Origin of the sequence: Thermus brockianus (assembly GCF_001880325.1) — a bacterium.
Classification (GTDB): domain Bacteria; phylum Deinococcota; class Deinococci; order Deinococcales; family Thermaceae; genus Thermus; species Thermus brockianus.
This window is the reverse complement of sequence record NZ_CP016312.1, coordinates 877,245-903,853: the sequence shown is the minus strand read 5'-3', so window position 1 is coordinate 903,853 and position 26,609 is coordinate 877,245. Positions and strand designations below refer to the sequence as shown.

Genomic DNA, 26,609 nt, shown 5'->3' with positions numbered 1-26,609 from the left:
AGGCGCAAGGATAGGGGCGTGCGGGCTTACACCACGGCCCACCTCTCCTTCTCCTTGCCTGAGGGGCACCCCTTTCCCCTCTACAAGTACGGGGGGGTGGCGGAGGCCCTAAAGGGGCTTCTTCCCATCCTCCCCGCCCCCGAGGTGCCGAGGGAGGCGCTTTACCTGGCCCATGAGGGGGAGTACTTGGCAAAGCTCTTCACCCAAGGCCTTACCCGGGAGGAGTCCCTGCGCTTGGGGCTTCCCTTTAGCCAAGCCCTCCTCCAAAGGGCCCTCCACGCCGCTGGGGGGACCCTAAGGGCGGCGGAGGACGCCTTGGAGGAGGGCCTTGGGCTTAACCTTGCGGGGGGTACCCACCACGCCTTCCCGGGCCGGGCCGAAGGGTATAGCCTCTTCAACGACGTGGCCGTGGCCATCCACTGGCTAAGGGCCAAGCGGGGCTTTGGGGGGCGGGTCTTGGTGGTGGACCTGGACGCCCACCAGGGGAACGGCACCGCCGTCTTTTTCCAGAGCGACCCCCTGGTTTTCACCCTTTCCCTCCACGGGGAGCGGAACTACCCCCTGAAAAAGGAGCGGAGCGACCTGGACGTGGGCCTGCCCGACGGGGTGGGGGACGAGGCCTACCTGAGCGCCCTCGAGGCCGCCCTCGAGGTGGCCCAGGACTTCCGCCCCGGCCTCGTCTTCTACAACGCCGGGGTGGACGTCCTGAAGGGGGACCGTTTCGGCCGCCTGGCCTTAAGCCCCGAAGGGGTGAGGCGGCGGGACCTCGCCGTCTTCCGCTTCGTGAAGAGGCTCGGCGTGCCCTTGGTGGTGGTCATGGGCGGGGGGTATAACCGGGACCCCGCCCTCACCGTGGCCGCCCATGCGGAGACCTACCGCCTGGCCCTAAGCTCCTTGGCGTAGGTGGCCACCGCCTCCTCGAGGCTAAACCCCAAGGAGCGGTAAAGCTCCAAGGCCCCCTTCTCGTGGTCGTGGGCCCGCACCCGGAGAAGCCTTGCCCCCTTCCTTTGGGCGAGCCTTGCCGCTTCCGCCAGGAGGGCGCGCCCGATGCCCTTCCCCCGCGCCCGGGGCACCACGCCGATGTAGGCCACGCTGGCCTCCCGGTCTTCCAACTCCACCTCGGCCATGCCCACCGGCTCCTCCCCCTGGTAGGCCACCAGGAGGTGGATGGCGGGGTCGGCGAAGTGCTCCCCAAGCTCCTCGTCCGTCCACTTGAGGCGGAGGGCCCAGCCCTCCTCGCTTTCCCGGTAGAGCTCCCGGTACACCTCGGGCCCCGGGAAGCCCTCCCGGATGCGCACGCCTTCGGGGGCGGGAAGTCCAGGCCCTCCGGGTTTTTCACGAAGAAGTAGGTGACGTGGAGGAGGCCGTACCCCGCTTCCTCCAGGGCCTGGCGCACCTCCCGGTTCTCCTCCCGGGGAAAGGCGTAAAGCCTGTCCACCCCAAGCTCCCTGGCCCGCCTTTCCGCCGCCTCGAGGAGGGGGAGGAGGTCCTCTTTCCGGTAGGCCAAGGGGCCCTCCAGGGCCGCCCCGTCCCAGAAGGGGTAAAGGCCCACGTACCCCGCCACCTCCCCCTCCCGGAGGAGGACGAGGCCGTCCTCCAGTTCCTCGGCCAGGCCCTCGAGGTCCCGCGCCTCCGGGGCCAAAACCCCCCTTTGGGGGCTTTCGTCCATGAAGCGGAGGAGCTGCAAAAGCCCCGGGAGGTCCTGGCGGGCCACGGGCCGGATCATGCCTTCAGTCTACCCCCATGGCCCCAAGGGCGGCTAGGGACAAGGGTCCAGGTTGAGGGCCTTCACCACCCCTTCTTCCCCGTAGAAGTCCACCGCGGTGAGCCGGGCGTAGTCCTGCTCTAGCCTTAGGCCCTCCTCCGGGGGAAGGGGGAGGGCGAGGCTTAAGGCGGCGCGGTTGACCGTGCAGTTCCCCACCACCAGGATGGCCTGGCCCCAGTGCCTGCGTAAAAGCTCCTTTACCGCCTCCTTCCCCCGCGCCCACGCTTCCCGCAGGCTCTCCCCCAAGGGCGGGGCGAAGCCCGCCTCGTCCGCTAGCCAGGCCCGCACCACCTCGGGGTAGCGGGCCTCCACCTCGGCGAAGCTGAGCCCTTCCCAAGCCCCCCAGCGCCTTTCCCGAAGGGCGGGGAGGAGGGCATAAGGGATTCCGAGCGCCTCCCCCAAAAGGGCCGCCGCCTCCCCTTCGGCCAGGCTATCGGCGGCGTAGACCTGGACCAAGGGGTAGCGCTTTAGGAGGGGAACAAGCCTGTGGAGCGCCTCTCTTCCCTCCCCGGAGAGGGGGAGGCCCGGGTGGCTATGGAGGAGGTGGTGGGGGTTTTCCACCGGCCCGGCCCGGGTGAGGAGGAGGGAGGTCTTGGGGTGGGGCCCTTGGAGGAAGTGGGCGAGAAGGCCCATGGCCCTAGAATACGGGGGTGGAACGTTGGGTCATCGTGAACCCGGCGGCGGGCCGGGGCAAGGTGGGGAGGCTTTCTGGGGCCATCTTAAGGGCCGCCCGGGAAAGGGGCGCCAAGGCCTTCCTCACCGAAGGCCCAGGCCACGCCACGGAACTCGCCCAACGGGCCCCCGAGGGTGCGCGGGTGGTGGCCGTGGGGGGGGACGGCACGGTCCACGAGGTGCTCCGGGGCATAGCCGGCACGGAAAAGGTTCTCGGGGTGGTGCCCATTGGGAGCGGGAACGATTTCGCCCGCATGCTAGGCCTAAGGGGGCTTCCCTGGCCTTTGGCTTTGGAGCACGCCCTCCTCGCCCCCGAGGAGGCGGTGGACCTCTGCCGGGTCAACGGGGAGCCCTTTGGCGCCTCCTTGGGCGTGGGCTTTGACGCCCTGGTGGCCCAAAAGGCCCTTTCCGCCCCCCCCTTCCTCCGGGGGATGCCCCGCTACCTCTACGCCCTCTTTGCCGTGCTCAAGGAGCTCCGGCTACCCGAGGGGCGGCTTCTTTTGGACGGGCAGGAGGTCTACCAAGGCCCCCTGTTGCTCCTCGCCGCCATGAACGGCCCCGCTTACGGGGGCGGCATCCCCATCGCCCCCATGGCCGACCCCCAGGACGGGCTCCTCTCCGTGGTCCTGGCCAAGCGCTTTTCCCGGCCCGGGGTGGTTTTCATCCTGCCCAGGCTCCTTTTGGGCCGGCACCTCTCCCATCCCCAGGTGGAAGCCTTTTCGGCGAAGGCGGTGGAGCTGGACTTCCCCTACCCCGTGCCTGCCCATGCCGACGGGGAGCTTTTGCCGGAGGCGAGGGTGTACCGGGCCACGGTGGAGCCCTTGGGCCTTAAGGTGGTGGGCCGCCGGGCCGGGGCAAAGGGGCGTAAGCCCCTCCTGCGCCCTTTGGAGGCTTCCTAGAGGGGTTCCTGAAGGCGCTCTGGAAGGTGGTACCGCAAGCGGCACGGCCTTCGCACCCCACCCACCGCCCGGGCCAGGGCCCCGTTCCCGTCCTACCCCTTCCGCCCTATACTTAGGCCATGCGCGGCCTCTCGCAAAGGGTCAAGGCCATGAAGCCCTCGGCCACGGTGGCGGTGAACGCCCGCGCCCTGGAGCTCAGGCGCCAAGGGGTGGACCTGGTGGCCCTCACCGCCGGCGAGCCCGACTTTGACACCCCCGAGCACGTGAAGGAGGCGGCGAGGCGGGCCTTGGCCCAAGGAAAGACCAAGTACGCCCCCCCGGCGGGCATCCCCGAGCTGAGGGAGGCGGTGGCGGAGAAGTTCCGCCGGGACAACGGCCTTGAGGTGCGCCCGGAGGAGACCATCGTCACCGTGGGGGGGAAGCAGGCCCTCTTCAACCTCTTCCAGGCCATCCTGGACCCCGGGGACGAGGTCATCGTCCTGGCCCCCTACTGGGTGAGCTACCCGGAGATGGTGCGCTTCGCCGGGGGGTGCCGGTGGAGGTGGCGACCTTGCCGGAAGAGGGCTTCGTGCCCGACCCGGAGCGGGTGAGGCGGGCCATCACTCCCCGCACCAAAGCCCTGGTGGTGAACTCCCCCAACAACCCCACGGGGGCCGTCTACCCCGAGGAGGTCCTTAAGGCCCTGGCCGAACTGGCCCAGGCCCACGATTTCTACCTGATCTCCGACGAGATCTACGAGCACCTCATCTACGAGGGGGCCCACTTCTCCCCGGGGCGCGTGGCCCCCGAGCGCACCATCACCGTGAACGGGGCGGCCAAGGCCTTCGCCATGACGGGCTGGCGCATCGGCTACGCCTGCGGGCCCAAGGAGGTCATCAAGGCCATGGCCGACGTTTCCAGCCAGTCCACCACGAGCCCCGACACCATCGCCCAGTGGGCTACCCTCGAGGCCCTCACCAACCAGGAAGCCTCCCGCGCCTTCGTGGAGATGGCCCGGGAGGCCTACCGGAGGCGGCGGGACCTGCTCCTTGCGGGCCTAGCCCAGATCGGCCTGAAGGCGGTGCGCCCACAGGGGGCCTTCTACGTCCTGATGGACACCGCCCCCCTCGCCGAGGACGAGGTGAAGGCGGCGGAGCGCCTCCTGGAGGCGGGGGTGGCCGTGGTCCCGGGCACGGACTTCGCCGCCTTTGGCCACGTGCGCCTTTCCTACGCCACCAGCGAGGAGAACCTGAAGAAGGCCCTGGAGCGCTTCGCCCGGGTCCTGGAAAGGGTTTAGAATCCTCTTTTTCGCCGCCTGGGGGCGAAGAGGAGAAGGAGCGCCCCGAGCGTCACGCAAACATCCGCCAGGTTGAAGACGGGGAACTGGGCGATGAGGGGGATGGAGGTGCCCAGGTCCAGGTAGTCCACCACCCACCCCCGGCCCAGGCGGTCTATCCCGTTCCCCAAGGCCCCGGCGGCGATGAGGGAGAGGGCGAGGGCTTGGCCTAAGGGGTAGCGGCGGCTTGCGAGGAGGTAGAGGAGGACCGTCCCCACCGAAAGGCTCAGCCACCCGAGGAGGGGGGCTTTCCCCTGCAAAAGGCCAAAGCCCGCCCCACTGTTATGCACGAGGGTCAGGTAAAGGAGGTCGCCCAGGAGGGGCTTCGGCACCGGGGAGAGGTTCTCCAGGGCCCAGAGCTTGAGGATCTGGTCAAAGGCCATCAGCAAGGGCACGAGCACCGTGGGCATCCCCAAGAGTCTACCGGATGGGGCCCCTTGTGCTATACTCCATAGGGTTTGCCTTCGGGCACGGGAGGGTGCCATGGCTAAGGTGTGTGAGATTAGCGGAAAGCGGCCCATCGTGGCCAACAGCATCCAGAGGCGGGGTAAGGCCAAGCGGGAAGGGGGCGTGGGCAAGAAGACCACGGGGATTTCCAAGCGGCGCCAGTACCCCAACCTGCAGAAGGTGCGGGTGAAGGTGGCCGGCCAGGAGATCACCTTCCGCGTGGCCACGAGCCACATCCCCAAGGTCTACGAGCTTTTGGAAAGGGCCAAGGGCCTTAAGCTGGAGGGCCTTTCCGCCAAGGAGATTAAGGAAAGGCTCCTCAAGCTCCTCTAGCCGTTAACCTCCTCCGGGGGCCCGGAAAGGGCCCCTTTTCTTGTAGCATGGCCCCATGGGGTGGAAGCCGGGGCATTACCTTCTCCTGGTCCTTGCCCTCTACGCCTTGGTGGTCACCTGGGGCTTTTCCTCCCGGGGGCGGCAGCTTGCCCTCCTCCGCCAGGAGGTGGCCGCCGCCAAGGCCCAGGCCCTCTGGGCCCCCGAGGGCTACCGCCTGCCCCTTCCCGGGGCTTGCCTCCCCACCCGGCCCGAGAACCTGCCCAACGCCCCCCGCCCCTACCGCAAGGGGGTGAACGCCGGCTTCGTCTTCCAAGGGGGGGATGCCTGCGTGCCCGTGGTGCGGGGCATGGGGGTGGTGGCGGCGGCCAGCGGGGAGGTGGTGAAGGTGGACCTGGACTACCAAGAACCCTCTCCGGAGGCTTTCCAGGCCCTTCTGGAGCGGGTTAGGGAAGGGGCGGGCCCCGAGGAGATGGACGTGTTGAGGGGCCTCGAGGTCTGGGTCCGCCACCCCGACGGCCGCACCTCGGTCTACGGCCACCTCCTTGCCCCCTACCGGGGCCTAAAGGTGGGAAGCCGCCTCCACCGGGGTGACCCCTTGGGCTACGTGGGGAATACCGGCCTCCAGGGCGGGGCCCCCAGGCTTCTCTTGGAGGTCTGGGAAGGCGAGCCCGACCGGGGCCGTTTCCTCTTCCAGGGCCTTGTGGGCGAGGCCCTTTTGCGCCAGGCCAAGGCCTTCTTCGGCCTAGAATAGCCCCATGCGCGAGGCCTTCGCCAAGGTCTGGGAAAACCCCTACGTGCGGGTTCTGGTCTACCTCCTCCTCCTTTTCCTCCTCTACCGCCTCCTGGCCCGGGCCTGGCCCGCCCTTTCCGTCCTCCTCTTCGCCTTCGCCTTCGCGTACCTTTTCCACCCCTTGGTGCGTTTCTTTGAGGGCCTCCGCCTCCCCCGGGCTTTGGGGGTGGCCTTGGTCTACCTTCTTTTAGGGCTTTTCCTGGGGCTTGCCTCCTTCCTCACCGCCCAAACGGTCCTGGAGTTGTCCCGCCTGGCCCAGGAGCTACCCCGCCTTCTGGACCCCTTGTTCGCCTGGCTCCTCTCCCTCCCCGACCGGGTGCGGGCGGTGCCGGTGCCCGAGGGCCTGAGCCCCATCCTCGCCGAGGCCAGCCGCAACCTGCAGGGGCTCCTCCAGGGCTTCTTGGAAACCCTCGTCCGCTGGTTTCAGGCCCTCCTTTCTCAAGGGGGCAATCTCCTGGGCTTTTTCACCGGTCTCCTGGGCGGCATCTTCCAGCTCTTCACCGCCCTCGCCCTTTCCATTTACCTCCTCTACGACCTGCCCCGCCTGGGCCGGGCCTTCCTCCTGGCCTTCCCCGAGCCCTACCAGCCCCTGGTGGCGGAGCTCGCCGCCAAGCTGGACCGGAGCGTGGGGGGGTATATCCGGGGCCAGCTCCTCGTGGCCTTCTTGGTGGGCCTCATCGTGGGGGTGGGGCTTTGGTTCGTGGGGGTGCCGTTGGCGGCCAGCCTGGGCTTTTTGGCGGGGGTGTTCAACCTCATCCCCTTCGTGGGGGTGATCGTCTCCGGGGTGCCCGCCCTGCTCCTCGCCGCCACCGGGGGCTGGCTCAAGGTCCTCCTCGCCCTTCTGGTCCTATGGCTCGCCAACCAGCTGGAGGGGAACCTCTTCGGCCCCTTCATCGTGGGCCGGGCCACGAGGCTCCACCCGGTGACGGCCATCGCCGCCATCCTTACCGGGGCGAGCCTCTTTGGCCTTTGGGGTGCCCTTTTGGGGGTGCCCGCCGCCGCCTTCTTGAAGGTCCTCCTGGAGGACTACTACAAAGGGAGCCGTTTTTACCGGGAGGGCTAAGGTAGGCGTTCCTCCTCCGTGGCCAGCTCCTCCGGTTCAAGCTGCTTGGGCAAAAGGAGGTTCAGGGCCACGCCCGCCAAGGCGGCCAGGGCCATCCCGCTCACCTTGAGGGGCACCGCTGCCCCCGCCACCTGCACCGAGCCCAGGTTGGCCACGGCCCCGCCCAGGCCTAGGACCAGAACGGCGGAGACCACGATGAGGTTCCGGCTATGGGTGAAGTCAATCTCGGCCTCCGCCAGGGTGCGGATGCCCACGGAGGCGATCATGCCGAAAAGGAGCATGGAGATCCCCCCCAGGACCCCCTGGGGCAGGGTCTGGAGGAGGGCGGCGAGCTTGGGGGAGAAGGAAAGGAGGATGGCGAAGACCGCAGCGATGCGGAGGACCAGGGGGTCATAGACCTTGGTCACCGCCAGGACCCCGGTGTTCTCCGAATAGGTGGTGTTGGCGGGCCCGCCCAAAAGCCCCGCCAGGCTGGTGGCCAGGCCATCCCCTAAAAGGGTGCGGTGGAGGCCCGGGCGGGCGAAGAAGTCCTTCCCCACCACCCGGCCGTTGGTGAGGATGTCCCCGATGTGCTCCATCACCGTGACCAAGGCCACGGGGGCGATGAGGAGCACCGCTCCCCACTCAAAGGAAGCCAGGGTGAAGCTGGGAAGGCCGAACCAGGAGGCCTCCCCCAGGGGCCTTAGGTCCACCCGGCCCAGGAGGAGGGCGAGAAGGTACCCCACCCCTACCCCCATCAGCACGGGGATCATCTGGAAAAGCCCCCGGAAGAAGACGGCGCTCACCACCGCGCCCAAAAAGGTGGCGATGGCCAGGAGCCAGTCCTTGGCCGCCATGCTGACCGCCACCGGGGCCAGGGTGAGGCCGATGACCACGATGACGGGGCCCGTGACCACCGGGGGGAAGACCTGCCGTACCCTTTCGGAACCGATGAGGAGCACCAAAAGGGCAAAAAGGGCATAGACGAGCCCCGCCGCCGCAATGCCCCCGCCCACCGCCGCCAGGGAAAACCCCGCCTCCTTGGCCGCCAGGATGGGGGCGATGAAGGCGAAGCTGGAGCCCAAGAAGACGGGAACCATCCGCCCCGTGACCAGGTGGAAGAGAAGCGTGCCTGCCCCGGCGGTGAAGAGGGCCACCGCCGGGTTGAGCCCGGTGAGGAGGGGCACCAGCACCGTGGCCCCGAACATGGCCACCGTGTGCTGGAGGCCCAAAATAAGGTGCCTTGGCGTCATACCAGGGGCATTTTACCAGTGTCCCCCGGCGGCCAAGGCCTCCCGGAACCAACGGGGCACCTCTTTGCCAAAGCGCCTTTCGGCGAAGGCCCGGGCGAAATCCCCGTAGGTTCCTTCCCTTATGGCCCTCCGGGCTTCCTCCGTGAGGCGGTGGAGGTAGCGGAGGTTGTGCAGGGAAAGGAGGATGCCCCCAAGCATCTCCCCGGCCCGCACCAGGTGGGCGATGTAGCCCCGGCTGAAGGTTTGGCAGGCGTAGCAGTCGCACCCCTCCTCCAAGGGGCCCTTTTCCTCCAGGAAGCGGGCGTTTTTCAGGTTGAGGCGGCCCTCGGGCACCAAGGCGCTCCCGAAGCGGCCCGTGCGGGTGGGGTAGACGCAGTCAAAGAGGTCTACCCCAAGGCCCATGGCCGCCACCAGGTCCTCGGGATGGCCTACCCCCATGAGGTAGCGGGGCCGTGCTTCGGGGAGGAGGCGGGTGGAGAGCTCCACCATGCGGAACATGGCCTCCTTGGGCTCCCCCACCGCCAGCCCTCCGATGGCGTAGCCGGGGAGGTCAAAGCGGAGGGTTTCCTCCGTGGAAAGCCGCCTGAGCTCGGGGTCCGTCCCCCCTTGGGTGATGCCGAATAGGGCCTGGTCTTCCCGGGTCTTGGCCTTTAGGGAGCGCTCCAGCCAGCGCAGGGTGCGCTCCAAGGAGGCTTTTAGGTAATCCCGGCTTGCGGGGTAGGGGGGGCACTCGTCAAAGGCCATGACGATGTCCGCCCCCAGGGCTTCCTGGACCGCGAGGCTCCTTTCCGGGGTGAGCCGGATGAGGCTTCCGTCCAGGTGGTTTTGGAAAACCACCCCTTCCTCGTCTATGCGCCTTAGGTGCCCCAGGCTCATCACCTGAAAGCCCCCGGAGTCCGTAAGCCAAGGCCCCCGCCACCCGGCGAAGCCGTGAAGCCCCCCAAGGGCCCTTACCCGCTCGGGCCCCGGGCGCAGGAGAAGGTGGTAGGTGTTGGCGAGGAGGATCTGGCTCCCAATCTCCTTAAGGTCTTTGGGCAGGAGGCCTTTGACCGAGCCCTGGGTGCCCACGGGCATGAAGAGGGGGGTTTCCACCACCCCGTGGGGCGTGAAAAGGCAGGCCACCCGGGCCCGGCCGCTTTGGGCCTCCACGGAAAAGGCGAAGGGCTTCATTGGGCCTTGGGGGCGAAGCGCTCCTTCACGTAGGTTTCCAGGAGCTTTAAGAACTCCTCCGCCAGGTTTTCTCCCTTGAGGATGGTGAGGAGCTTGCCGTCGGCGTAGACCGGGGCCTTGGGCTCCTCCCCCGCCCCCGGGAGGGAGATGCCGATGTGGGCGTGCTTGCTCTCCCCGGGGCCATTCACCACGCACCCCATCACCGCCACCTTGAGCCCCTCCACCCCGGGGTAGCGCTTACGCCATTCGGGGAGTTTTTCCTTAAGGTGGCGGGATACCTCTTCGGCCAACTCCTGGAAGCGGGTGCTGGTGGTGCGGCCGCATCCGGGGCAGCTCGTCACCTCGGGGGCAAAGGTGCGCAGGCCCAGGGCCTGGAGGATCTCCTGGGCCACCTCCACCTCCTTGGTCCGGGGCTCGCCGGGAGCAGGGGTGAGGGAGACGCGGATGGTGTCCCCAATCCCTTCTAGGAGAAGGGGGGCGAGGGCGGCGGCCGAGGCCACGATGCCCTTCACCCCCATGCCCGCCTCCGTGAGGCCGAGGTGGAGGGGAGCCTGGGTGCGCCGGGCGAGCTCCCAGTAGACCTGGACCAGGTCGGGCGCCTTGGACACCTTGGCGGAAAGGACGATCTTGTCCTCCCCTAGGCCCATTTCCAAAGCCGCCTCGTAGGCCCGCACCACGCTTTCCACCAGGGCCTCCAGCACCACCTCGTGGGCGCTTTTGGGCTCTGGGCGCCGGGCGTTTTGGTCCATGAGCTCGGTGAGGAGGGCGGGGTCCAGGCTACCCCAGTTGCCGCCGATGCGGATGGGCTTGCCCAGGTCCAGGGCGATTTGCACCATCTCGGCGAAGTGCTCGTCCTTGTGCCGGCCCCGGCCCAGGGTGCCCGGGTTGATGCGGAACTTGTCCAGGGCCTCGGCCATCCGGGGGTACTTCCTGAGGAGGAGGTGGCCGTTATAGTGGAAGTCCCCCACCAGGGGCACGTCCATGCCCTCGGCCAAAAGCCTCTCCTTGATCTCGGGCACCGCCTGGGCGGCGGCCTCGTCGTTCACCGTAATGCGGACGATCTCGCTCCCCGCCCGGTAGAGCGCCGCCACCTGGCGGAAGGTGGCCTCCACGTCGGCGGTGGGGGTGTTGGTCATGGACTGCACGGCCACGGGGTGGGCGCCCCCCAAGGGAACGCGCCCCACCCAGACCGTGGGGGTGGGCCGTCTCATCCCTCCCATGCTAGCGGAAACAGGCTTGAGCGGTTTGGGGGCCAGGCGCTATTCCAGCTCCATCCCCATGATGTGGTACCCGGCGTCCACGTAGACCACCTCTCCCGTGATGCCGCTTGCCAGGGGGGAGAGGAGGAACAGGCCCAGGTGGCCCACCTCCTCGTGGGTGACGTTGCGCTTGAGGGGGGCGGTCTGGGCCACCCGGTCGTACATCTTGGTGAAGCCGGGGATGCTCCGGGCGGCCACGGTGCGCACGGGGCCAGCGGAGATGGCGTTCACCCGCACCCCCTTGGGGCCGAGCTCGTAGGCCAGGTAGCGGACGCTGGCCTCCAAAGCGGCCTTGGCGATGGCCATGACGTTGTACTTGGGCACCACCTTCTCGCTGGCGTAGTAGGTGAGGGTGACGATGCTACCCCCTTCGTTGAGGAGGGCTTCCGCCCGCTGGGCCACCGCCACCAGGGAGTAGGCGGAAACCTCCAGGGCCAGGAGCCAGTCCTGCCGCTTGGTGTCCAGGTAGCGGCCCTCCATGGCCTCCCGGGGGGCGAAGGCGATGGCGTGGACCAGGTAGTCCAGGCTTCCCCAGGCCTCCCTTAGGCCGGCGAAGAGGGCGTCCAGCTCGGCGTCTTGGGTCACGTCCGCCTGGAAGAGGAGGGCCCCGCCCAGGGCCTCGGCGAGCTTTTCCGCCTCGGGCCGAAGCCTTTCCCCTTGGTAGCTTAGGGCCACCTCGGCCCCCGCTTGCCTTAGCTTTTCGGCGATGGCGTAGCCCAGGCTTCGCTGGTTGGTGACCCCCATGACCAGGGCTTTTTTGCCAGAAAGGTCCAGGGTGAGCATGGGGGGATTATACCCTTGGTAAACTGGGGCATGCCCCTGGAAGCCTACGGCACGTGGGAAGAGGCCCTGGCCCGGCTTGGTGAGACCCGGAAGGCCCTTTTGGCCCTTTTGCAAGGGGCAGAGCCCGCTTGGCTTTCCACCCCGTTGCGGGAAGGGGCCTGGACCCCTCTGATGGTGGCGGAGCACATCGCCTTGGTGGAGGAGTCCACCGCCCGGGTGCTCCGGCGGCTGAGGCGCCTGGCCTCTGGGGAAAGCCTCCCCCCGGTGCCCTTCGTCCCGGGGACGTACAAGGAGGGGAAGCCCCAGGCCCCCGAGGGGGTGAGGCCTAAAGGGGGGTTATCCCTGGAGGAGGTGCTGGACCTCCTGCAACGGGCCCGGGGCTTCCTCCTGGAGGAGGCGGCCAAGGCCGACCCCCACCACCCCGCCACCTTCCCCCACCCCTTCTTCGGGGAGCTCAACGCCCTGGGCTGGGTGCGCGCCGCCGCCTACCACGAGGCCCACCACCTGAAGGCCCTTCAGGAGGCCTTCTCCCGGTAGCGGGCGTACCAGGCGTTGAGGGTGGCGGGGGATACCCCCCGGATCACCTCGGTCTTGCCGTCCCACTCCAGGACCACGCCGGCGGTGGGGCTTCCGGCCAGTTCCGCCACCTTTTTCGCCGCCTCCTGGTCCTCCCGGGCGTTTACAAAGGTGAAGGGCACGCCCTTTTGCGCCAGGAACATCTTCACGATCTCGCAGGGGCCGCACCCGGGGACGCCGTAGAGCCGCACCATACCCCTATAGGGTAGCAGAGGGCCGGCCCCAGGGGCCACCCTCCCACCCTCCCTTACAATCTTCCCTATGCGCCTGGTGGAACGCCACCCCGAGGTGGACCTGGAGGAGCTTCTACAGGGCTTTGCCCCCCGCCCCGCTTCCGGGGGGCCACCTTCCTTGCCTACCGCCCCGACCCCCGTTACCCTTCCCAGGCCTTGGCCAAGGAAAGGCTCCGAAGATGGGTGCATGACCGTCCCCAGGGGCTTTTCCGGCGGCGGATGCCGGGGCCCCAGGGGATCTATTTGGACGGGGGCTTTGGGGTGGGGAAGACCCACCTCCTGGTGGCCGCCTACCTCGAGGCCCCCCCACCCAAGGCCTTCCTCACCTTTGAGGAGCTCACCTATACCCTGGGCCTCATGGGCTTAAGGGAAGGGGCGAGGCGCTTTTCTGGGCTTCGCTACCTCTTCCTGGACGAGTTTGAGCTGGATGACCCGGGTAACGCCCAGATGATCACCCACTTTCTGGCCCTCACCATGGAGAAGGGCCTCAGGGTGGCCACCACCTCCAACACCCCGCCCGGGGCCCTTGGGGAGGGGCGGTTCAACGCCGAGCAGTTTCGGCACCAGATCCAAAGCCTGGCCAAGCGCTTCGCCGTGGAGCGCATAGAGGGGGAAGACTTCCGCCACCGCGACCCCGAGCGGCTCCCCGAGCCCCTTTCCGACGGGGCCCTCCTCGCCCTTTACCGGGAGGACCCCAGGCGGAAAAGCCTGGACGCTTTCCCCGAGCTCCTCGCCCACCTCCGCACCCTCCACCCCATCCGCTACCGGTACCTTTTCCGGGATCTGGAGGTGGTCTATCTTCAGGGCCTCGCCCCCATCCCCGACCAGAACGACGCCCTGCGCTTTGTGCACTTCGTGGACCAACTCTATAACCTAGGCCTCCCCTTGCGGGCCTCCGGGGTACCCCTTCGGGAGGTCTTCCCGGAGAGCTACCGCCACGGACCCTTCGCCAAAAAGTATGGGCGGGCGCTTTCGCGGCTTGCGGAGCTTTTGGGGTAGCATGGGAGTATGGACCTAGCGGAAAGGCTTTCGGAGTTGGCCCAGGCCCTCTCCCAGGCCAGCGCGGCGGTGGGGATCCTCGAGGCCATAGAGGAAGTGGTGGACGGGTACAAGGACGGGGAGCTTTCCCTGAAGGAGGCCATGGAGGAAATCCAGGATCTTGTGGAGGAGTTCCAGGCGGTGCGGGCCCTTTCCGAGATGACCCCGGAGGAGCTCATGGCCTTGGCGGAGGAGGAGGACGAGGAGGGGCTTCGCTCCTGATGAAGGTCACGGCCATCGTCTTGGACTCCGTGGGCCTAGGCTACCTGCCGGACGCCCCTAGCTTCGGGGACGAGGGGGCGGATACCCTGGACCACACCGTGCTGAAGACGGGGGTCGCCCTGCCCCACTTCGCCCGCCTGGGCTTGGGGCTTGTGCCAGGGGTACACACCCTAGAGCGCATCCCCTCCCCCCAAGGGGGGTTTGGCCGCATGCGGGAGGTGAACCCGGGGAAGGACACCACCACCGGGCACTGGGAGTTCGTGGGCATCCACCTGGAAAGGCCCTTCCGCACCTTCCCCGAAGGCTTTCCGGAAGAGTTTCTGTGGGCCTGGGCCGAGCGGATTGGGGTAAAGGGCTGGCTTTTGAATCGGCCCTACTCCGGCACGGAGGCCATCCGCCACCACGGCGAGGCCCACCTGAAGACGGGCTACCCCATCGTCTACACCTCGGCGGACTCCGTCTTCCAGGTGGCGGCCCACGTGGGGGTGGTGCCCCCGGAGGTGCTTTACCACTGGTGCCAGGTGGCCCGGGAGATGCTCGTGGGCGAGTACCAGGTGGCCCGGGTCATCGCCCGGCCCTTCGCCGGGGAGCCGGGGGCCTTTTACCGGTTGGAGGCCTTGCGCAAGGACTTCGCCCTGGAGCCCCCGCGGAACGTCCTGGACGTCCTGAAGGAGGGGGGCCTCGAGGTGGTGGGGGTGGGGAAGATCCCGGATATCTACGCCCACCGGGGCTTCACCCGGGAGGTGAAGACAGAGGACAACGCCGATGGCCTAGAAAAGACCCTCGCCCTCATGCAAGAGCCCTTTTCCGGCCTCCTCTTCGTCAACTTGGTGGACTTTGACAGCAAGTACGGCCACCGCCGCAACCCCCAAGGCTATGGGGAGGCCTTGGCGCAGGTGGACCACTTCCTCCCCCGCCTCCTGGAGGCCCTGGGGCCTAAGGACCACCTCTTCCTGGTCTCGGACCACGGGAACGACCCCACCTTCTTCGGCACCGACCACACCCGGGAGTACGGGATGCTCCTCTGGGTGGGGCCGGGGGTGGAGGGGGATCTGGGCACCCGGGAGACCTTCGCCGACCTCGGGGCCACCTGGGCGAGGCTCTTTGGCCTTTCCTGGGAGGGCCCGGGGACGCCCATCCGCTAGCCATGCCCTTCACCTGGCGCGACCTCCTGGACATCCTCCTGGTGGCCGTGCTCTTCTACTCCCTGGGCCGGCTCATGGCCGGTACCCGGGCCCTGAACCTCGTCCGCGGGGTGCTCGTCTACCTTGGGGTCTGGTTTTTGGCAAGCCTCCTTGGGCTTTCCACCCTCTCCTGGCTTTTGGGAAACGCCGCCACCCTGGGGGCTTTCGCCCTCATCGTGGTCTTCCAACCGGAGCTTAGGGGGCTTTTGGAGCGGCTTGGCCGGGCCCAGGGGCCAAGGGCCCCCTCCTTGGCCCTGGAGGAGCTTCTCCTCGGCCTTTCCCGCCTTTCCGAAAGGCGCTACGGGGCCCTGATCGCCCTGGAGCGGCGCACCCCTTTGGGGGAGTACGCCGCCACGGGGGAGGTTTTGGAGGCGAGGCTTTCCGCCCGGCTTCTAGAAACCCTTTTCTACCCCGGCACCCCCTTGCACGACGGGGGGGCCATCCTCCGGGGGGACCGGGTCTTCGCCGCCGGGTGCATTTTCCCCCTTTCTGAAGCGCGGCTTGGCCTCGGCACCCGGCACCGGGCCGCCTTGGGGCTTTCCGAGGTGTCCGACGCCCTGGTCCTGGTGGTGAGCGAGGAAACGGGGGCCATCCGGCTTGCGGAGGGGGGGAGGCTTTCGCCCCCTTTGGCCCTCGAGGCCCTGCGGGAGCGGCTTAAGGAGGTCATCCGTGCGTGAGTGGGGCGGTTTCCTCCTGGCGCTTTTGGCGGCCTTGGCCCTTTGGTACTCCTTGCGGGAAAGGGCCCCGGTGGTGGAGCGGGCGGTGAGCGTACCCCTGCGGGTGGTGGGCCTGGAAGGGGAGAAGGTGGCGGAGGGTGTCCCCAAGGAGGTCCTCCTGCGCCTTAGGGGGCCGGCCCCCTTGGTGGAGGGCACCCCCCCGGTTTCCGCCTACCTGGACCTTTCCGGGGTGGAGGGGGCCTTTGCCCGGGAGGTGCGGGTGGCGGTGCCCCAGGGGGTGGAGGTCCTGGAGGTGCGCCCGGCCCGGGTGGAGGGCCGGGTGGAGGCGGTCTTAAGCCGCACCCTCCCCGTGGAGGTCCTGGCCCAGGGGGCTTGGGTGGAAACCGAGCCCGCCTTCGTGGAGGCCAAGGGCCCACGGAGCCAGGTGGAGGGGGCGGTGGTGGCCTTGGGGCTGGACCTTGGGGGGGAGGAGGTGGCCCTCACCGCCTTCGGCCCGGAAGGCCCCTTGCCCGGGGTGGAGCTTATCCCGCCAAGGGTGCGCCTCGTGGCCCGGGAAGCCCCCCTTTTCCGCAAGGAGGTGCCCCTGGTCTTCCGCCCCCCGGAGGGGTTTCGGGTGGAGGACTATACCCCCAAAACCCTCGAGGTGGTGGGGCCCAAGGAGGCCCTGGAGGGCCTCAAGGAGGTGGAGGCGAGGCCCCAGGGGGGTTTCCGCCCCGGGGTGGTGGAAGGCCCCCTCCTGCTTGACCTCCCCCCGGGGGTGAGGGCCCTGGGCCAGGTTTTGGGAAGGGTGCGGCTTGCGCTACAATAGCTAGGATGATCTACCCCATCCGCCTCTATGGGGACCCCGTGCTGCGCCGCAAGGCACAGCCCGTGCGGGATTTTTCCCGGGTGAAGAAGCTCGCCGAGGACATGCTGGAAACCATGTTTGAGGCCCGGGGGGTGGGCCTTGCCGCCCCGCAGATCGGGCTTTCCGAGCGCCTTTTTGTGGCGGTGGAGTACGCCGACGAGCCCGACGAGGAAGAGCGGCCCCTTCGCGACCTGGTGCGCCGGGTCTACGTGGTGGCGAACCCCGTCCTCCTCCACCAGGAGGGGGAGGTGGAGGGCACGGAGGGGTGCCTCTCCCTTCCCGGCCTCTACTCCGAGGAGGTGCCCCGGGCGGAGCGCATCCGGGTGGCCTACCAGGACGAGGAGGGTACCCCCCGCACCCTGGAGCTGGAGGGCTACATGGCCCGGGTTTTCCAGCACGAGATGGACCACCTGGACGGGATCCTCTTCTTTGAGCGCCTGCCCAAGGCCAAGCGGGAGGCCTTTTTGGAGGAGAACCGGGCGGAGCTGGCCCGCATGCAGAAGGAGGCCAGGGCGCTCCTTAAGGAGCTTTCCGGGCGATGAGGGTGGCTTTTTTCGGCACCCCGGAGTGGGCGGTGCCGGTGCTGGACGCCCTAAACCGCCACCACCAGGTGGTCCTGGTGGTGACCCAGCCGGATAAACCCAAGGGCCGGGGGCTAAAGCCTGCGCCAAGCCCTGTGGCCCAGTACGCCGAGGCCCACGGGCTTCCCCTTTGGAAGCCCAAGAGCCTTAAAGGAAACGAGGCCTTTCTGAAGGCTTTCCGGGAGGCTGCCCCCGAGGTGGCGGTTACCGCTGCCTACGGCAAGATCCTGCCCCGGGAGGTCCTCGAGGTGCCCCCTTGGGGTTTCCTCAACCTCCACCCCTCCCTCCTCCCCAAGTACCGGGGCCCGGCCCCGGTGCCTTGGGCCCTCATCCGGGGGGAGAAGGAGACGGGGGTGGCCATCATGAAGACGGAGGAAGGGGTGGACACCGGGCCCCTTTACGCCCTCTGGCGCACGGAGATCGGCCCCCATGAGGACGCCCTCGCCCTTTCCGAGCGGCTACGGGACAAGGGGATAGAACTCCTCCTAAAGGTGCTGGAGGACCTCCCCCACCTCACCCCCACCCCCCAGGAGGGCGAGCCTTCCTACGCCCCCCTCCTCACCAAGGAGGAGGGGCGGATCCGCTTTGGGGAAAGCGCCCAGGCCATCTACAACCGCCACCGGGGGGTGCAGCCCTGGCCGGGGAGCTACTTCTTCCACGGGGGCAAGCGGGTCAAGGTCCTCGCCCTGCGGCCCGAACCCGGGGAGGGGGAGCCCGGGGTGGTCCAGGCGGTGGACCGGGAGGGGGTCTTGGTGGGCACCGGGGAGGGGCTTATCCGCCTCCTCCAGGTTCAACCGGAGGGTAAGCGCCCCATGCCCGCCGCCGACTGGGCCCGGGGGTACGGGGTCACCCCCGGGACCCGGATCGGCTAGAACTCCTCGTCCCACTCCACGATGGTTTCGCTCGTCAGGGTGGTGGCGGGGCGCTCGGCGGTGGCCGCCACCTCATCCCCCCGTTCCTTCAGGAGGCCGAACTGGGCGGCAATGCCCCTAAGCCCTGCCCCGGCGAAGGCCACCACCAGGAAGACGGTAAGCCCCCAAGCCAGGTAGGGGATGAGGCCCTGGCCGATGGAGAGGTTAGCGAGGAAACCCAAGAGGGGTAGGTTGCCGTAGTCCGCCATGATGGAGCCGAAGTAGGAGAGCCCCTCGGCCAGGATGGGCAGAAAGAGGAAGAGGAAGGCGAGGCCCAAAAGGTTCCAGTACACGTTCCGCCCGCCAAAGGTGAGGCGGATGAGGTAGAGGGGAAAGAGGCTTAGGGCCGCCGCCAGGAGGAAGAAGACGGCCCGGGGAACCCCTGCCGTTTGGGCCAGGAGGAGTTTCAAGAAGAGCCACGGGTTCGGGCTAGGGCCTTGGCTAAAACTCCCCCTTAGCTCCTCTAAGGCCTCGTACACCACCAAGGCGTCCAGGGTCCGGATGCCCGTGGCCCCGGAGAGGTGCACAAGGGTGCGGGAAATCTGGTCGGTAAGGGCAGGGTGGATCACGGCGAAGACGGGCTCGAGGTTGGCGCGGAATTGCCACAATGCCCGGTCCAAGTGGTACCTTCCCTCGGTCGGGTTTCCCCGCCCCAAAGCGGCGATGGCTAGACCCACCTCCGCTTGGATTTGGTTGAGGGCCTCTAGCAGCTCAAAGTTGTAGTTATAGCCCAGGGTATAGGCCTGGCGCCGTACTGCTTCTGCCGTAGCTCGGTCCATCCAGGGAGGGATGTAAAAGGTTTCCACCCCGGGGGAGCTGGCCTGGGCCGTGTCCGTGGGCGGGGCGGGGGAGGGTTGGGGAGGACTGGAAGGCGGGGTGGGTGCGCTGGGGGCAGGCGGCGTTGGCGTAGCAGGGGGGGCGGTTTGCGCGGCGGGAGGGGATGGGGTTTGCGTGCGGGGACCAACAGCCAAGAGGGCCTTGCGCCAGGTGGCCACCTGGTTCAAAAGCCCCCCTACCTCGGGGCGGAAAGGTTCCCCGGCGGAAACCTTGGCCAAGGCCTGGATGAAGTCCTGGGCCTTCAGGGTGCTTTGCGGGCTATCCTGGACCACGAGGAAGCGGGCATAGGCCCGGGCCAGGGCCAAGTAGGCCTCGGGCCTCGAGGCCGCCCCCAGGGTTTTGTTCAGGTCCTCGGCCATGGCTTGGAGGAAGAAGGCCTCGAGGCGGCGCCTGGCCTCCTCGGCTCCTAAGCCTCGGACCTCTTGCACGAGGGACGGGGGCAGGGCCGTGGCCCGGGCCAGGCGGCTTAGGTAGGTGGGTTTATCCTGGGACCCCGCTTGGAAGAAGCCGTCGTAAAGCGCCTTGCCCAGGAGGTGGCGGACGAGGAGGAGGCGGGCCTCCAGGTCGGCCCGGCTTTTCTGCACCACCGCCTGCCGCAGGCCCTCCAGGTTATTCAAAATGGCGTCCCGGATCACGGGGGGAAGGCCCTCCGCCTCCTGGCGCAATAGGCTTTGCGCCCGGTCCAAGGCGGCCAGGGCCTGGGTGGGGTTGGCGAGGCCCACCTGGGCCAGGGCTTCTTCTAAGCGGTCGTACGCCTGGGGCAAGGGAGCGGCTAGGGCCGGAAGGGCAAGGGCCAGAACCAGGGAAAGCCATCCTCTCATCCGCTTACCTCCGTGATGGGAACAAGCCGCCTCAGGGCGTGGAGCAGGCGGCCGATGTTGGTCTCCTTGCGGGCCAGAAGGCCCACGTAACCCGAGCCTAAGGGCCTTAGGGCCACCAGGTTTCCCTGGAGAAGGGCATAGAAAACGCCGTAGCCTTGGCGGGCGAGGAGGTGGTGGACAAGCTCTAACGGGATAGGCTCCCCGGCGAAAAGCTCCTCTTTGCCGCCCCTACCGGCCACCACCACCCCCAGAACCCCCTCCAGACGGGCAAGCCGCCTTGCCAGGTGCTCCCGGGCGGCGGGGTCCTCGAGGTCCACTACCTCCTCCAGAAGGGCTTCCTCTTCCTCCGCTTCCTCGGCTTCCTCTACCTCCTGGAGGGCGAGCTGCTTGAGCTCCCGCACCAAGGCCTTAAGCTCAGGGGGCATCTCGCGAAAAGGGAGGAGCCGGCCAAGCTCGGGCCAAAGGTTCGCCTCAATGAGCCGCGCCCACTCCCCTGGCGTGGCCGGTTTCCTGGAGCCTAGAACCCGGCGCAAGAGGTTCTCCGCGGCCATGGGCGAGATATACCGGCTCAGGATTTGTAAAAGGCTTTCCTCCATAGGCATCAGGGGCTTGCCAATCCGCCCTTTAGAGTGTACCATAACCTCTGCCCGAGGGATCGGGCGCCCGCCGCTGGGGTGTCGTCTAACGGCAGGACAGCGGACTCTGGATCCGCCGGTCGTGGTTCGAGTCCACGCACCCCAGCCAAACGTTTGGCCCCATCGACTAGTGGTTAGGTCACCGCCCTTTCAAGGCGGCGGCGGGGGTTCGAATCCCCCTGGGGTCACCAGAAGCGATCCGAGCCGCACGCGGCCCCATCGTCTAGAGGCCTAGGACACGGCCCTCTCAAGGCCGAGACGGGGGTTCGAATCCCCCTGGGGTCACCAGGAGCGGCTCGGATTGCTTTTCTCCCTTGACAGGCAGGGGGCTTTTGGCCAAACTGGGCTTGCTATATACCCCCCATAGGTATATGGGGGTGTAGCCTAAAACCTAAGGAGGGGGAGGATGGAGTTTTCCTTGGCAGGGCTTGCGGCAAGCGGTCAGACGGGGGAGCGCTACGACGTGGTCATTATCGGTGGGGGCCCGGCGGGCCTAACCGCCGGCATCTACGCGGGCCGGGCGGGGCTCAAGACGGTCATCGTGGAAAAGGGCCTGCCCGGAGGGCAGATCGCCCAAACCGAGGAGGTGGAAAACTACCCGGGTTTCCCCGAGGGCATTTCCGGGCCCGAACTGGCAAGCCGCATGGTGCAGCAGGCGGAGAAGTTCGGGGCCCGGATCGTCATGGACGAGGTCTTGGGGATAGAGCCTCTGGAGGAGGGCTTCCTGGTCCGGGGTTTTGAGCGGACGTACCCCGCCCGGGTGATCATCGTCGCCACCGGGGCCAACCCCAGGCGGCTTGGGGTGCCGGGTGAGGACAAGTTCTACGGCCGCGGGGTTTCCACCTGCGCCACCTGCGACGGCTTCTTCTACCGGGACAAGGAGGTGGTGGTGGTGGGCGGGGGGGATGCCGCTGTGGAGGAGGGTCTATTCCTCACCAAGTTCGCCCGCAAGGTAACCCTGGTCCACCGGCGGGATGAGCTTCGGGCCAACAAGGTGGCCCAAACCCGAGCCTTCCAAAACCCCAAAATGCACTTCCTCTTCTCCCACGTGGTCACGGAAATCCTGGGCGAGGACCAGGTGACGGGGGTGCGGCTCAAGAACCTGAAGACGGGAGAGGAGTACGTCTACCCCACGGACGGGGTCTTCGTCTTCATCGGCCACGAGCCCAACACCGGCTTCCTTAAGGGGGTGGTGGAGCTCAGGCCCGATGGCTACGTGGCCGTGCGGGACGAGGTCTACACCTCGGTGCCGGGGATCTTCGCCGCCGGGGACGTGGCCGACCCCATCTACCGCCAGCTCACCACCAGCGTGGGGGCGGGCACCCGGGCGGCCATGACCGCGGAGAAGTACCTGGCGGAACAAGAAGCCAAACCCCACGAGGAAGCCGCCAAGCCTTAAGGAGGCGTGGCTAGGCTTGTGTTCCTCGCCCTCCTCTGGGGGTTCGCCCTGGGGGCGGGGGTTTTGTACCTCCCCCTGGACGACCGCCCGCCCAACTGGGCCCCGTGCGGCTGGGAGGGGGTGCGCTGTCCTCCCCGGGAGGTTTACCGAGGCCCGGAGGGGGCGGACCTCCCCCTCCTTAGGGCCTGGCTTCTTTCCACCCCGGGGAAGGGGTTGGTGGCCAGCCTGGACGCCCTCGCCTATGGCGGGCTCCTGCAAAGCCGCCACCTTGACCTCCCCGCCGAGGACGCTTTGGCCCGGCTTGGGCCCCTTTTGGCCTGGAAGGCGCGGTATGGCGGGGAGGTCTTCCTCTTCGGCGTGGTGCCCCGCTTTGACGCCACCCAAAGGGAACGCAACCTCCGGGTACTCCAGGTCCTCGCCCCTTGGTCCCGCCTGAGGGGACTTTACCTGGAAGCGGTCTGGGACGATGCCCTTCGGGGCTCTCCTGCCCCCAGGGAGGCCCAGGCCCTCCCTTACCCGAGCCGCCCGGGGGCGGACGAGGCGGGGCAGGTCCTCCTCCTTAGGGCCCTTTCCCCGGGGCTTAGGGTGGCGGTGGTCCACGAGGAAGCGGCCTTAGCGGAGCGCACCACCCCGTATGAGGCCTTGCCCCTAGAGGAGACGGTAAGGAGGCTTTTGCGAAGCGCCGGGGCGGAGGAGGTGGCCCTGGAGAATATTCCGGACCTGGTCCTTTACGTTTACGGGGGCAAAAGCCCTAGAGGAGCCACCCAAGACCTCCTCCGCCTGATGGCCCAATACCCCGTGGCTTTGGCGGACCTTTCCCGGGTGAACCGGGGGGATGCGGGGCTCATGGGCTACCTCCAGGCCCTGGGGCTTTACGGCCGGCTCGCCGCCTACGCCGCTTGGGGCACCCCGGCCAACAACCTGGGGAGCGCCCTGGCCCAAGGGGGGCTTTTTCTAAGGGACCGGGAAGGGCGCCTTCAGCGCTTGGCCGAGGCCTACTTCGCCTACTGGTGGGGGGAGGTGGGGAGGCCTTGGGTGCGGGGCCGTTTTCCCGAGCCCTTGGGGGAGGAGGCGCTTGGGGTGGCCTCCCTTTGGCCCTACGTGGCGTGGGAAGGGTACCGGGTAGACCTTAAGGCCCTCGCTTTTCCCTGGCACCGCTCCTTTGAGGCTGAGGCTCGGTTAAGCCTCGTCCCCCTGCCTTCCCCGGTTCACCTGGTAGAGTGAAGGGCGTCATGGCCTCAGGGGTGCTGGAGCTAAAACGCCTGGAGGCCCTGGTCCGCGCGTGGCGTCTCCTCGCACCTTTAGACCGGCGGGAGGAGGTCTTCCGCCAGGTGGTGCAGGCGGCCAAGGCCCAAACCCGGGCGGTCTCGGTCCTTCTTTTCCTCTACCGCCCGGAGGAGGACGCCTTGGAGCTGGTGGCGGCGGAGGGTCTTTCTCGGGAGCGTGTGGGCTTTCGCCTACCCCGTGGTAAAGGGGTTTCTTGGGTGGTGTTGGAAAGCGGGGAGCCCCTTTTCGTACCTGATGTTTCCCAAGATCCCCGGGTGGTTTTCCTAACAGGCCAGCCGCAGCCTGGGGTTTACCTGGGTGTCCCCCTTCGGGATCCGCGGGGGAAGGTCTTGGGAGTGCTTTCCATGGACACCGCTGGGGGGGTGGGGGAGATCCTCCCTGAGGAGCGGTTCTGGCTTCAGGCCCTGGCGGAGGCGGCGGGGATGGTCTTGGGCCGCATAGAGGCTTTGGAGAAAGCCCGGGAGGAGGCGGAGCGCACCCGAGCGCTCTTGGAGCTTTCCCTTTCCCTGGAGAGCGCCCGCGAGCCTTTAGGGATGGCGCAAGAGGCCCTGGAAACCCTGCTAAGGCTAACCCCATATCATGGGGGGGCCCTTTACCTCTTCCAGGGGGGGCGGGTGCGGCCGGCGGTGATGGCGGGCCGTTACCCCTCGGGTTTCTCCAGGCTTTACGTGGAGCATCCTATCCGCTTTGGCGAGGGGCTCCTGGGCCACCCCCGGCTGTGGGAAGGCCCCATTTACGTGGAGGATTACGCCACCTTTCCTGGGGCCCTGAGGCCCTATGTAGAAGCGGGGTTGCGTTCAGCCCTCTTGGTTCCCCTAAAACCCGAAGGGCGGCGGTACGGGGTGCTGGCCTTGGGCTCGTTTGGGGAAAAGGTGCCCCACCGCCGGGAGGACGAGGCGGTTTTGCGGGTGGTGGCCAAGCGGTTGGAGGAGGCTTTAGAGCGGCTTTTCCACCTCCGGGTCCTCAAGAGCACCCGTGAGGCGGCCCTGCGGGCCCTTTCCCGGGTGCTGGAGTACCGGGACCTGGAAACCCAAGGGCACACGGAGCGGGTGGCGGAGCTCTCCTTGCGCTTGGGCCAGGCTTTGGGGTTTTCCGACCTCGAGGGCCTCCGCCTGGGGGCCTACTTCCACGACCTGGGCAAGCTGGCCTTGCCCGACGAGATCCTGCGCAAGCCCACCGCCCTTTCCACGGGGGAGTGGAAGGTGGTGAAAACCCACCCCGAGGTGGGCTTGGAAATCTTGCGAAACTTGCCCTTTTTGCCCCAGACCGCTTTGAACGTGGTCCTCTACCACCACGAGCGCTTTGACGGCTCGGGTTACCCCTTTGGCCTGAAGGGGGAGGCCATTCCCCTCGAGGCCCGCATCTTCGCCGTGGTGGACGTTTACGATGCCCTTATCTCGGAACGCCCCTACAAGCGGGCCTGGAGCAAGGAGGAGGCTTTAGAAGAGCTTCGGGCCCAGGCGGGGAAGGGCCTGGACCCGGAAGTGGTGGCGAAGTTTGTGGAGATAATCTAGACTATTCCACGGTCACGCTCTTGGCCAGGTTCCGGGGCTGGTCCACGTCCCGGCCCAGGAGTACCGCCACCTCGTAGGCGAGGAGCTGGAGGGGCACCACGCTCACGATGGGGGCGAGGAGGGGGTGGACCTCGGGTACGTAAATCACGTCCTGGACGAGCTTCTTGATCTCCTCGTCCCCTTCCGTGGCCACGGCGATCACCCTGCCCCCCCGGGCCCGTACCTCTTGGATGTTGGAGAGGGTCTTCTCGTAAAGGGGCCCCTGGGTGGCCAGGACCACCACGGGAAGGTGCTCGTCAATGAGGGCGATGGGGCCGTGCTTCATCTCCCCGGCGGGGTAGGCCTCGGCGTGGATGTAGCTGATCTCCTTGAGCTTTAAGGCCCCCTCGTGGGCGGTGGGGGCTTGCACGTGGCGGCCCAGGAAGAGGAAGTCCTGGGCCTGGTGGTACTTTTCGGCGATGTGGGCCACGAGGGGCCGCTTCTCCAGGGCCTCCTCCACCAGGCGGGGGAGCTTGCGCATCTCCCGGATGAGGGCCTGGGCCGCCTCCCGGGAGAGGGTGCCCCGTCCCCGGCCAAAGCGCACCGCCAAAAGGGCCATGGCCGCCAGCATGGCGGTGTAGGCCTTGGTGGAGGCCACGCCGATCTCGGGCCCAGCGTGGATGTAAAGCACCTCCTCCACCTCCCGGGTGATGCTGGAGCCCTTGGCGTTGATAACCCCCAGGGTGCGGGCCCCCTTGGCCTTGGCCTCGCGGACGCCCTCCAGGGTGTCAATGGTCTCCCCGGACTGGCTGATGGCGATGGCCAGGGTCTTCCCGTCCACCACGGGGTCGCGGTAGCGGTACTCGCTCGCCACCTCCCACTCCGCCGGGATGCGGGCGAGGATCTCCATGAGGTATTTGCCGTACCAACCGGCGTAGGCGGCGGTGCCGCAGGCAATGAAGTGGACCCTTTCCACTTCCCTGGGGTCCAGGGCGAGGCCCAGGTCCACGTCCCCCTCCTCCTCCCTCAGGCGCCCCCCCAGGGTGTTTTCCAGGACCCAGGGCTGCTCGTAGATCTCCTTGAGCATGTAGTGGGGGAAGCCCCCCTTCTCGGCGGCCTCGAGGGTCCAGTCAACCTCCACCACCTCCCGCGCCACCGGGTTTCCGGCGAGGTCCGTGACCTCCACGCCCTCCCGGGTTAGGCGCACCAGGTCCCCGTCGTGGAGGAAGATGACCCGGCGGGTATAGGGGAGGAGAGCGGGCACGTCCGAGGCCAGGAAGTTCTCCCCTGCGCCAAGGCCCACCACCAAGGGGCTCACGGTGCGGGCGGCCACGATTTCCTCGTGGTCTTCGTGGACCACCACCACGGCGTAGGCGCCCCGCACCTCCTTTAGGGCTTCCCGCAGGGCCTGGAAGAGGTCGCCTTGGTACTTTTCCTCCACCAGGTGGGCGAAGACCTCGCTGTCCGTTTCCGAACGGAACCGGTGCCCCCGGGCCAGGAGGGCTTCCTTGAGCTCTAGGTAGTTCTCAATGATGCCGTTGTGGATCACGGCGATCTTGCCGTCCTCCGTGGTGTGGGGGTGGGCGTTGGGGTCGGTGGGGGCCCCGTGGGTGGCCCAGCGGGTGTGCCCCACCCCCAGGGGGCCCTCCAGGTGCTCCTCCTTGAGGAGGGCCTCGAGGGCGGCAAGCTTCCCCGAGCGCTTCACCACCCTAAGCCCCTCTGCCGTCCTCACCGCCACCCCGGCGGAGTCGTAGCCCCGGTACTCCAAGCGCCTAAGGCCGTCTACCAGGATGTCCGTGGCGTTGCGAAAGCCTACGTAGCCCACAATGCCGCACATGCTTTACTCCTTGCTAGCGAGGGCAAAGTGCCCCCTTTGGGGTACGCCCTGCCCCCCGGTTGTCCCCCCCTCGCGGGGCTGGCTTTCCCGAGGGGCTTTGCTCAGGCGGGCGGGGCGGGCACACCCCGGGCGGCATCCGCGGATTCCTCGATCTTTCCCGGCCTTGCCGGTAATCCCCTTGCGGGGTCCGCCACCTCGTGAGGTCCTATAGGACCCCCTGCGCTTCCCGCCTTCCCAAGAGCCGTTTCAGGCCAGGCTCCCACCCCCCTCGGGGGAGTATAGCAGGCCTAAAGGCGCTAGGGC

The 26,609-nt window shown here is 67.8% G+C and carries 25 protein-coding genes, 3 tRNA genes and 3 pseudogenes; 20 read left to right on the top strand and 11 right to left on the bottom strand.

Annotated elements, in window-relative coordinates; all coding sequences use genetic code 11:
• Positions 1–18 precede the first annotated feature (18 nt).
• Positions 19–903, top strand: a complete 885-nt coding sequence (locus A0O31_RS04735; RefSeq protein ID WP_071676886.1) for a histone deacetylase family protein — start codon at positions 19–21, stop codon at positions 901–903.
• Here the strand turns inward: A0O31_RS04735 and A0O31_RS04730 are convergent.
• Positions 873–1,726: pseudogene (locus A0O31_RS04730) on the bottom strand (GNAT family N-acetyltransferase). The gene A0O31_RS04735 and the pseudogene A0O31_RS04730 sit on opposite strands and share 31 nt — an antisense overlap.
• A 33-nt stretch (positions 1,727–1,759) precedes the next feature.
• On the bottom strand, positions 1,760–2,398 hold the full coding sequence (locus tag A0O31_RS04725) for a histidine phosphatase family protein (protein WP_071676885.1): 639 nt from the start codon (positions 2,396–2,398) through the stop codon (positions 1,760–1,762).
• 17 nt (positions 2,399–2,415) lie between these two features.
• On the opposite strand from A0O31_RS04725, the gene A0O31_RS04720 reads away from it, so the two are divergent.
• Both A0O31_RS04720 and aspC read left to right on the top strand, forming a co-directional pair.
• Positions 2,416–3,336, top strand: a complete 921-nt coding sequence (locus A0O31_RS04720; RefSeq protein WP_071676884.1) for a diacylglycerol/lipid kinase family protein — start codon at positions 2,416–2,418, stop codon at positions 3,334–3,336.
• A 119-nt stretch (positions 3,337–3,455) separates the two neighbouring features.
• A pseudogene (gene aspC, locus A0O31_RS04715) lies at positions 3,456–4,612 on the top strand (aspartate/prephenate aminotransferase).
• On the opposite strand, the gene lspA reads toward aspC, so the two are convergent.
• Complete coding sequence (lspA, locus tag A0O31_RS04710) at positions 4,609–5,061, bottom strand: signal peptidase II (protein WP_071676883.1); 453 nt, start codon at positions 5,059–5,061, stop codon at positions 4,609–4,611. The pseudogene aspC and the gene lspA overlap by 4 nt on opposite strands.
• Positions 5,062–5,134: 73 nt before the next feature.
• On the opposite strand from lspA, the gene rpmB reads away from it, so the two are divergent.
• Genes rpmB through A0O31_RS04695 form a run of 3 tightly spaced genes read left to right on the top strand, consistent with a single transcriptional unit; the run spans position 5,135 to position 7,284 of the window.
• The gene (rpmB, locus tag A0O31_RS04705; RefSeq protein ID WP_071676882.1) at positions 5,135–5,431 is read left to right on the top strand and encodes a 50S ribosomal protein L28; all 297 of its coding nucleotides are present in this window, start codon (positions 5,135–5,137) and stop codon (positions 5,429–5,431) included.
• A 55-nt stretch (positions 5,432–5,486) separates the two neighbouring features.
• Positions 5,487–6,182 carry a M23 family metallopeptidase gene (locus tag A0O31_RS04700; RefSeq protein WP_071676881.1) on the top strand — a complete coding sequence of 232 codons (696 nt, stop codon included), beginning with the start codon at positions 5,487–5,489 and terminating at the stop codon, positions 6,180–6,182.
• A gap of 4 nt (positions 6,183–6,186) precedes the next feature.
• Positions 6,187–7,284, top strand: coding sequence for an AI-2E family transporter (locus A0O31_RS04695; protein ID WP_071676880.1), 1,098 nt, complete (start codon positions 6,187–6,189; stop codon positions 7,282–7,284).
• Here A0O31_RS04695 and A0O31_RS04690 read toward each other — a convergent pair.
• Genes A0O31_RS04690 through A0O31_RS04675 form a run of 4 tightly spaced genes read right to left on the bottom strand, consistent with a single transcriptional unit; the run spans position 7,281 to position 11,728 of the window.
• The gene (locus A0O31_RS04690; protein ID WP_071676879.1) at positions 7,281–8,516 is read right to left on the bottom strand and encodes a uracil-xanthine permease family protein; all 1,236 of its coding nucleotides are present in this window, start codon (positions 8,514–8,516) and stop codon (positions 7,281–7,283) included. The genes A0O31_RS04695 and A0O31_RS04690 overlap by 4 nt on opposite strands.
• 12 nt (positions 8,517–8,528) lie before the next feature.
• Entirely contained in the window at positions 8,529–9,686 is a 1,158-nt protein-coding gene (gene tgt / locus A0O31_RS04685; protein WP_071676878.1) for a tRNA guanosine(34) transglycosylase Tgt, read from the bottom strand.
• On the bottom strand, positions 9,683–10,897 hold the full coding sequence (gene ispG / locus A0O31_RS04680) for a flavodoxin-dependent (E)-4-hydroxy-3-methylbut-2-enyl-diphosphate synthase (RefSeq protein ID WP_084720306.1): 1,215 nt from the start codon (positions 10,895–10,897) through the stop codon (positions 9,683–9,685). The genes tgt and ispG overlap by 4 nt, the downstream gene beginning before the upstream one ends.
• Positions 10,898–10,945: 48 nt before the next feature.
• Positions 10,946–11,728 (bottom strand): enoyl-ACP reductase FabI, encoded by a 783-nt coding sequence (locus tag A0O31_RS04675; protein ID WP_071676876.1) that lies wholly within the window; start codon positions 11,726–11,728, stop codon positions 10,946–10,948.
• Between the two features lie 30 nt (positions 11,729–11,758).
• Here A0O31_RS04675 and A0O31_RS04670 point away from each other — a divergent pair, with 30 nt between their 5' ends.
• Positions 11,759–12,265 carry a DinB family protein gene (locus A0O31_RS04670; RefSeq protein WP_071676875.1) on the top strand — a complete coding sequence of 169 codons (507 nt, stop codon included), beginning with the start codon at positions 11,759–11,761 and terminating at the stop codon, positions 12,263–12,265.
• Here the strand turns inward: A0O31_RS04670 and A0O31_RS04665 are convergent.
• Complete coding sequence (locus A0O31_RS04665; protein ID WP_071676874.1) at positions 12,244–12,498, bottom strand: glutaredoxin family protein; 255 nt, start codon at positions 12,496–12,498, stop codon at positions 12,244–12,246. The genes A0O31_RS04670 and A0O31_RS04665 overlap by 22 nt on opposite strands.
• A 67-nt stretch (positions 12,499–12,565) precedes the next feature.
• Between A0O31_RS04665 and zapE the strand changes: the two are divergent.
• The 7 genes and pseudogenes from zapE (at position 12,566) to fmt (ending at position 17,958) form a co-directional block, all read left to right on the top strand.
• Positions 12,566–13,536 (top strand): annotated as a pseudogene (gene zapE / locus A0O31_RS04660) (cell division protein ZapE).
• A 9-nt stretch (positions 13,537–13,545) separates the two neighbouring features.
• Complete coding sequence (locus tag A0O31_RS04655) at positions 13,546–13,797, top strand: hypothetical protein (RefSeq protein ID WP_071676873.1); 252 nt, start codon at positions 13,546–13,548, stop codon at positions 13,795–13,797.
• Positions 13,797–14,942 carry a phosphopentomutase gene (locus tag A0O31_RS04650; RefSeq protein ID WP_071676872.1) on the top strand — a complete coding sequence of 382 codons (1,146 nt, stop codon included), beginning with the start codon at positions 13,797–13,799 and terminating at the stop codon, positions 14,940–14,942. The genes A0O31_RS04655 and A0O31_RS04650 overlap by 1 nt, the downstream gene beginning before the upstream one ends.
• A gap of 2 nt (positions 14,943–14,944) precedes the next feature.
• Positions 14,945–15,658 (top strand): diadenylate cyclase CdaA, encoded by a 714-nt coding sequence (cdaA, locus tag A0O31_RS04645; RefSeq protein ID WP_071676871.1) that lies wholly within the window; start codon positions 14,945–14,947, stop codon positions 15,656–15,658.
• Positions 15,651–16,466: a CdaR family protein gene (locus A0O31_RS04640; protein WP_071676870.1), complete on the top strand. Its 816-nt coding sequence runs from the start codon at positions 15,651–15,653 to the stop codon at positions 16,464–16,466. Before cdaA ends, A0O31_RS04640 begins: the two co-directional genes overlap by 8 nt.
• Positions 16,467–16,471: 5 nt before the next feature.
• The gene (gene def, locus A0O31_RS04635) at positions 16,472–17,047 is read left to right on the top strand and encodes a peptide deformylase (protein WP_071676869.1); all 576 of its coding nucleotides are present in this window, start codon (positions 16,472–16,474) and stop codon (positions 17,045–17,047) included.
• A complete protein-coding gene (gene fmt / locus A0O31_RS04630) occupies positions 17,044–17,958 on the top strand; it encodes a methionyl-tRNA formyltransferase (protein WP_071676868.1) in 915 nt (304 codons plus the stop codon). The genes def and fmt overlap by 4 nt, the downstream gene beginning before the upstream one ends.
• Here fmt and A0O31_RS04625 read toward each other — a convergent pair.
• Positions 17,955–19,655, bottom strand: a complete 1,701-nt coding sequence (locus A0O31_RS04625) for a hypothetical protein (protein ID WP_071676867.1) — start codon at positions 19,653–19,655, stop codon at positions 17,955–17,957. The genes fmt and A0O31_RS04625 overlap by 4 nt on opposite strands.
• Positions 19,652–20,251 carry a hypothetical protein gene (locus A0O31_RS04620; protein ID WP_071676866.1) on the bottom strand — a complete coding sequence of 200 codons (600 nt, stop codon included), beginning with the start codon at positions 20,249–20,251 and terminating at the stop codon, positions 19,652–19,654. Before A0O31_RS04620 ends, A0O31_RS04625 begins: the two co-directional genes overlap by 4 nt.
• A 74-nt stretch (positions 20,252–20,325) precedes the next feature.
• On the opposite strand from A0O31_RS04620, the gene A0O31_RS04615 reads away from it, so the two are divergent.
• From A0O31_RS04615 to A0O31_RS04590, 6 genes are all read left to right on the top strand, one after another.
• Positions 20,326–20,399 (top strand) — tRNA-Gln (locus A0O31_RS04615).
• Positions 20,400–20,406: 7 nt separating this feature from the next.
• A tRNA-Glu gene (locus A0O31_RS04610) sits at positions 20,407–20,481 on the top strand.
• A 21-nt stretch (positions 20,482–20,502) separates the two neighbouring features.
• Positions 20,503–20,578 (top strand) — tRNA-Glu (locus tag A0O31_RS04605).
• Positions 20,579–20,696: 118 nt separating this feature from the next.
• Positions 20,697–21,689 carry a thioredoxin-disulfide reductase gene (gene trxB, locus A0O31_RS04600; RefSeq protein WP_071676865.1) on the top strand — a complete coding sequence of 331 codons (993 nt, stop codon included), beginning with the start codon at positions 20,697–20,699 and terminating at the stop codon, positions 21,687–21,689.
• A gap of 6 nt (positions 21,690–21,695) precedes the next feature.
• A complete protein-coding gene (locus A0O31_RS04595) occupies positions 21,696–22,913 on the top strand; it encodes a DUF4127 family protein (RefSeq protein ID WP_071676864.1) in 1,218 nt (405 codons plus the stop codon).
• A gap of 8 nt (positions 22,914–22,921) precedes the next feature.
• The gene (locus A0O31_RS04590) at positions 22,922–24,490 is read left to right on the top strand and encodes an HD domain-containing phosphohydrolase (protein WP_071676863.1); all 1,569 of its coding nucleotides are present in this window, start codon (positions 22,922–22,924) and stop codon (positions 24,488–24,490) included.
• A gap of 1 nt (position 24,491) precedes the next feature.
• On the opposite strand, the gene glmS is transcribed toward A0O31_RS04590, so the two are convergent.
• On the bottom strand, positions 24,492–26,306 hold the full coding sequence (gene glmS, locus A0O31_RS04585) for a glutamine--fructose-6-phosphate transaminase (isomerizing) (protein ID WP_071676862.1): 1,815 nt from the start codon (positions 26,304–26,306) through the stop codon (positions 24,492–24,494).
• Positions 26,307–26,609 lie beyond the last annotated feature (303 nt).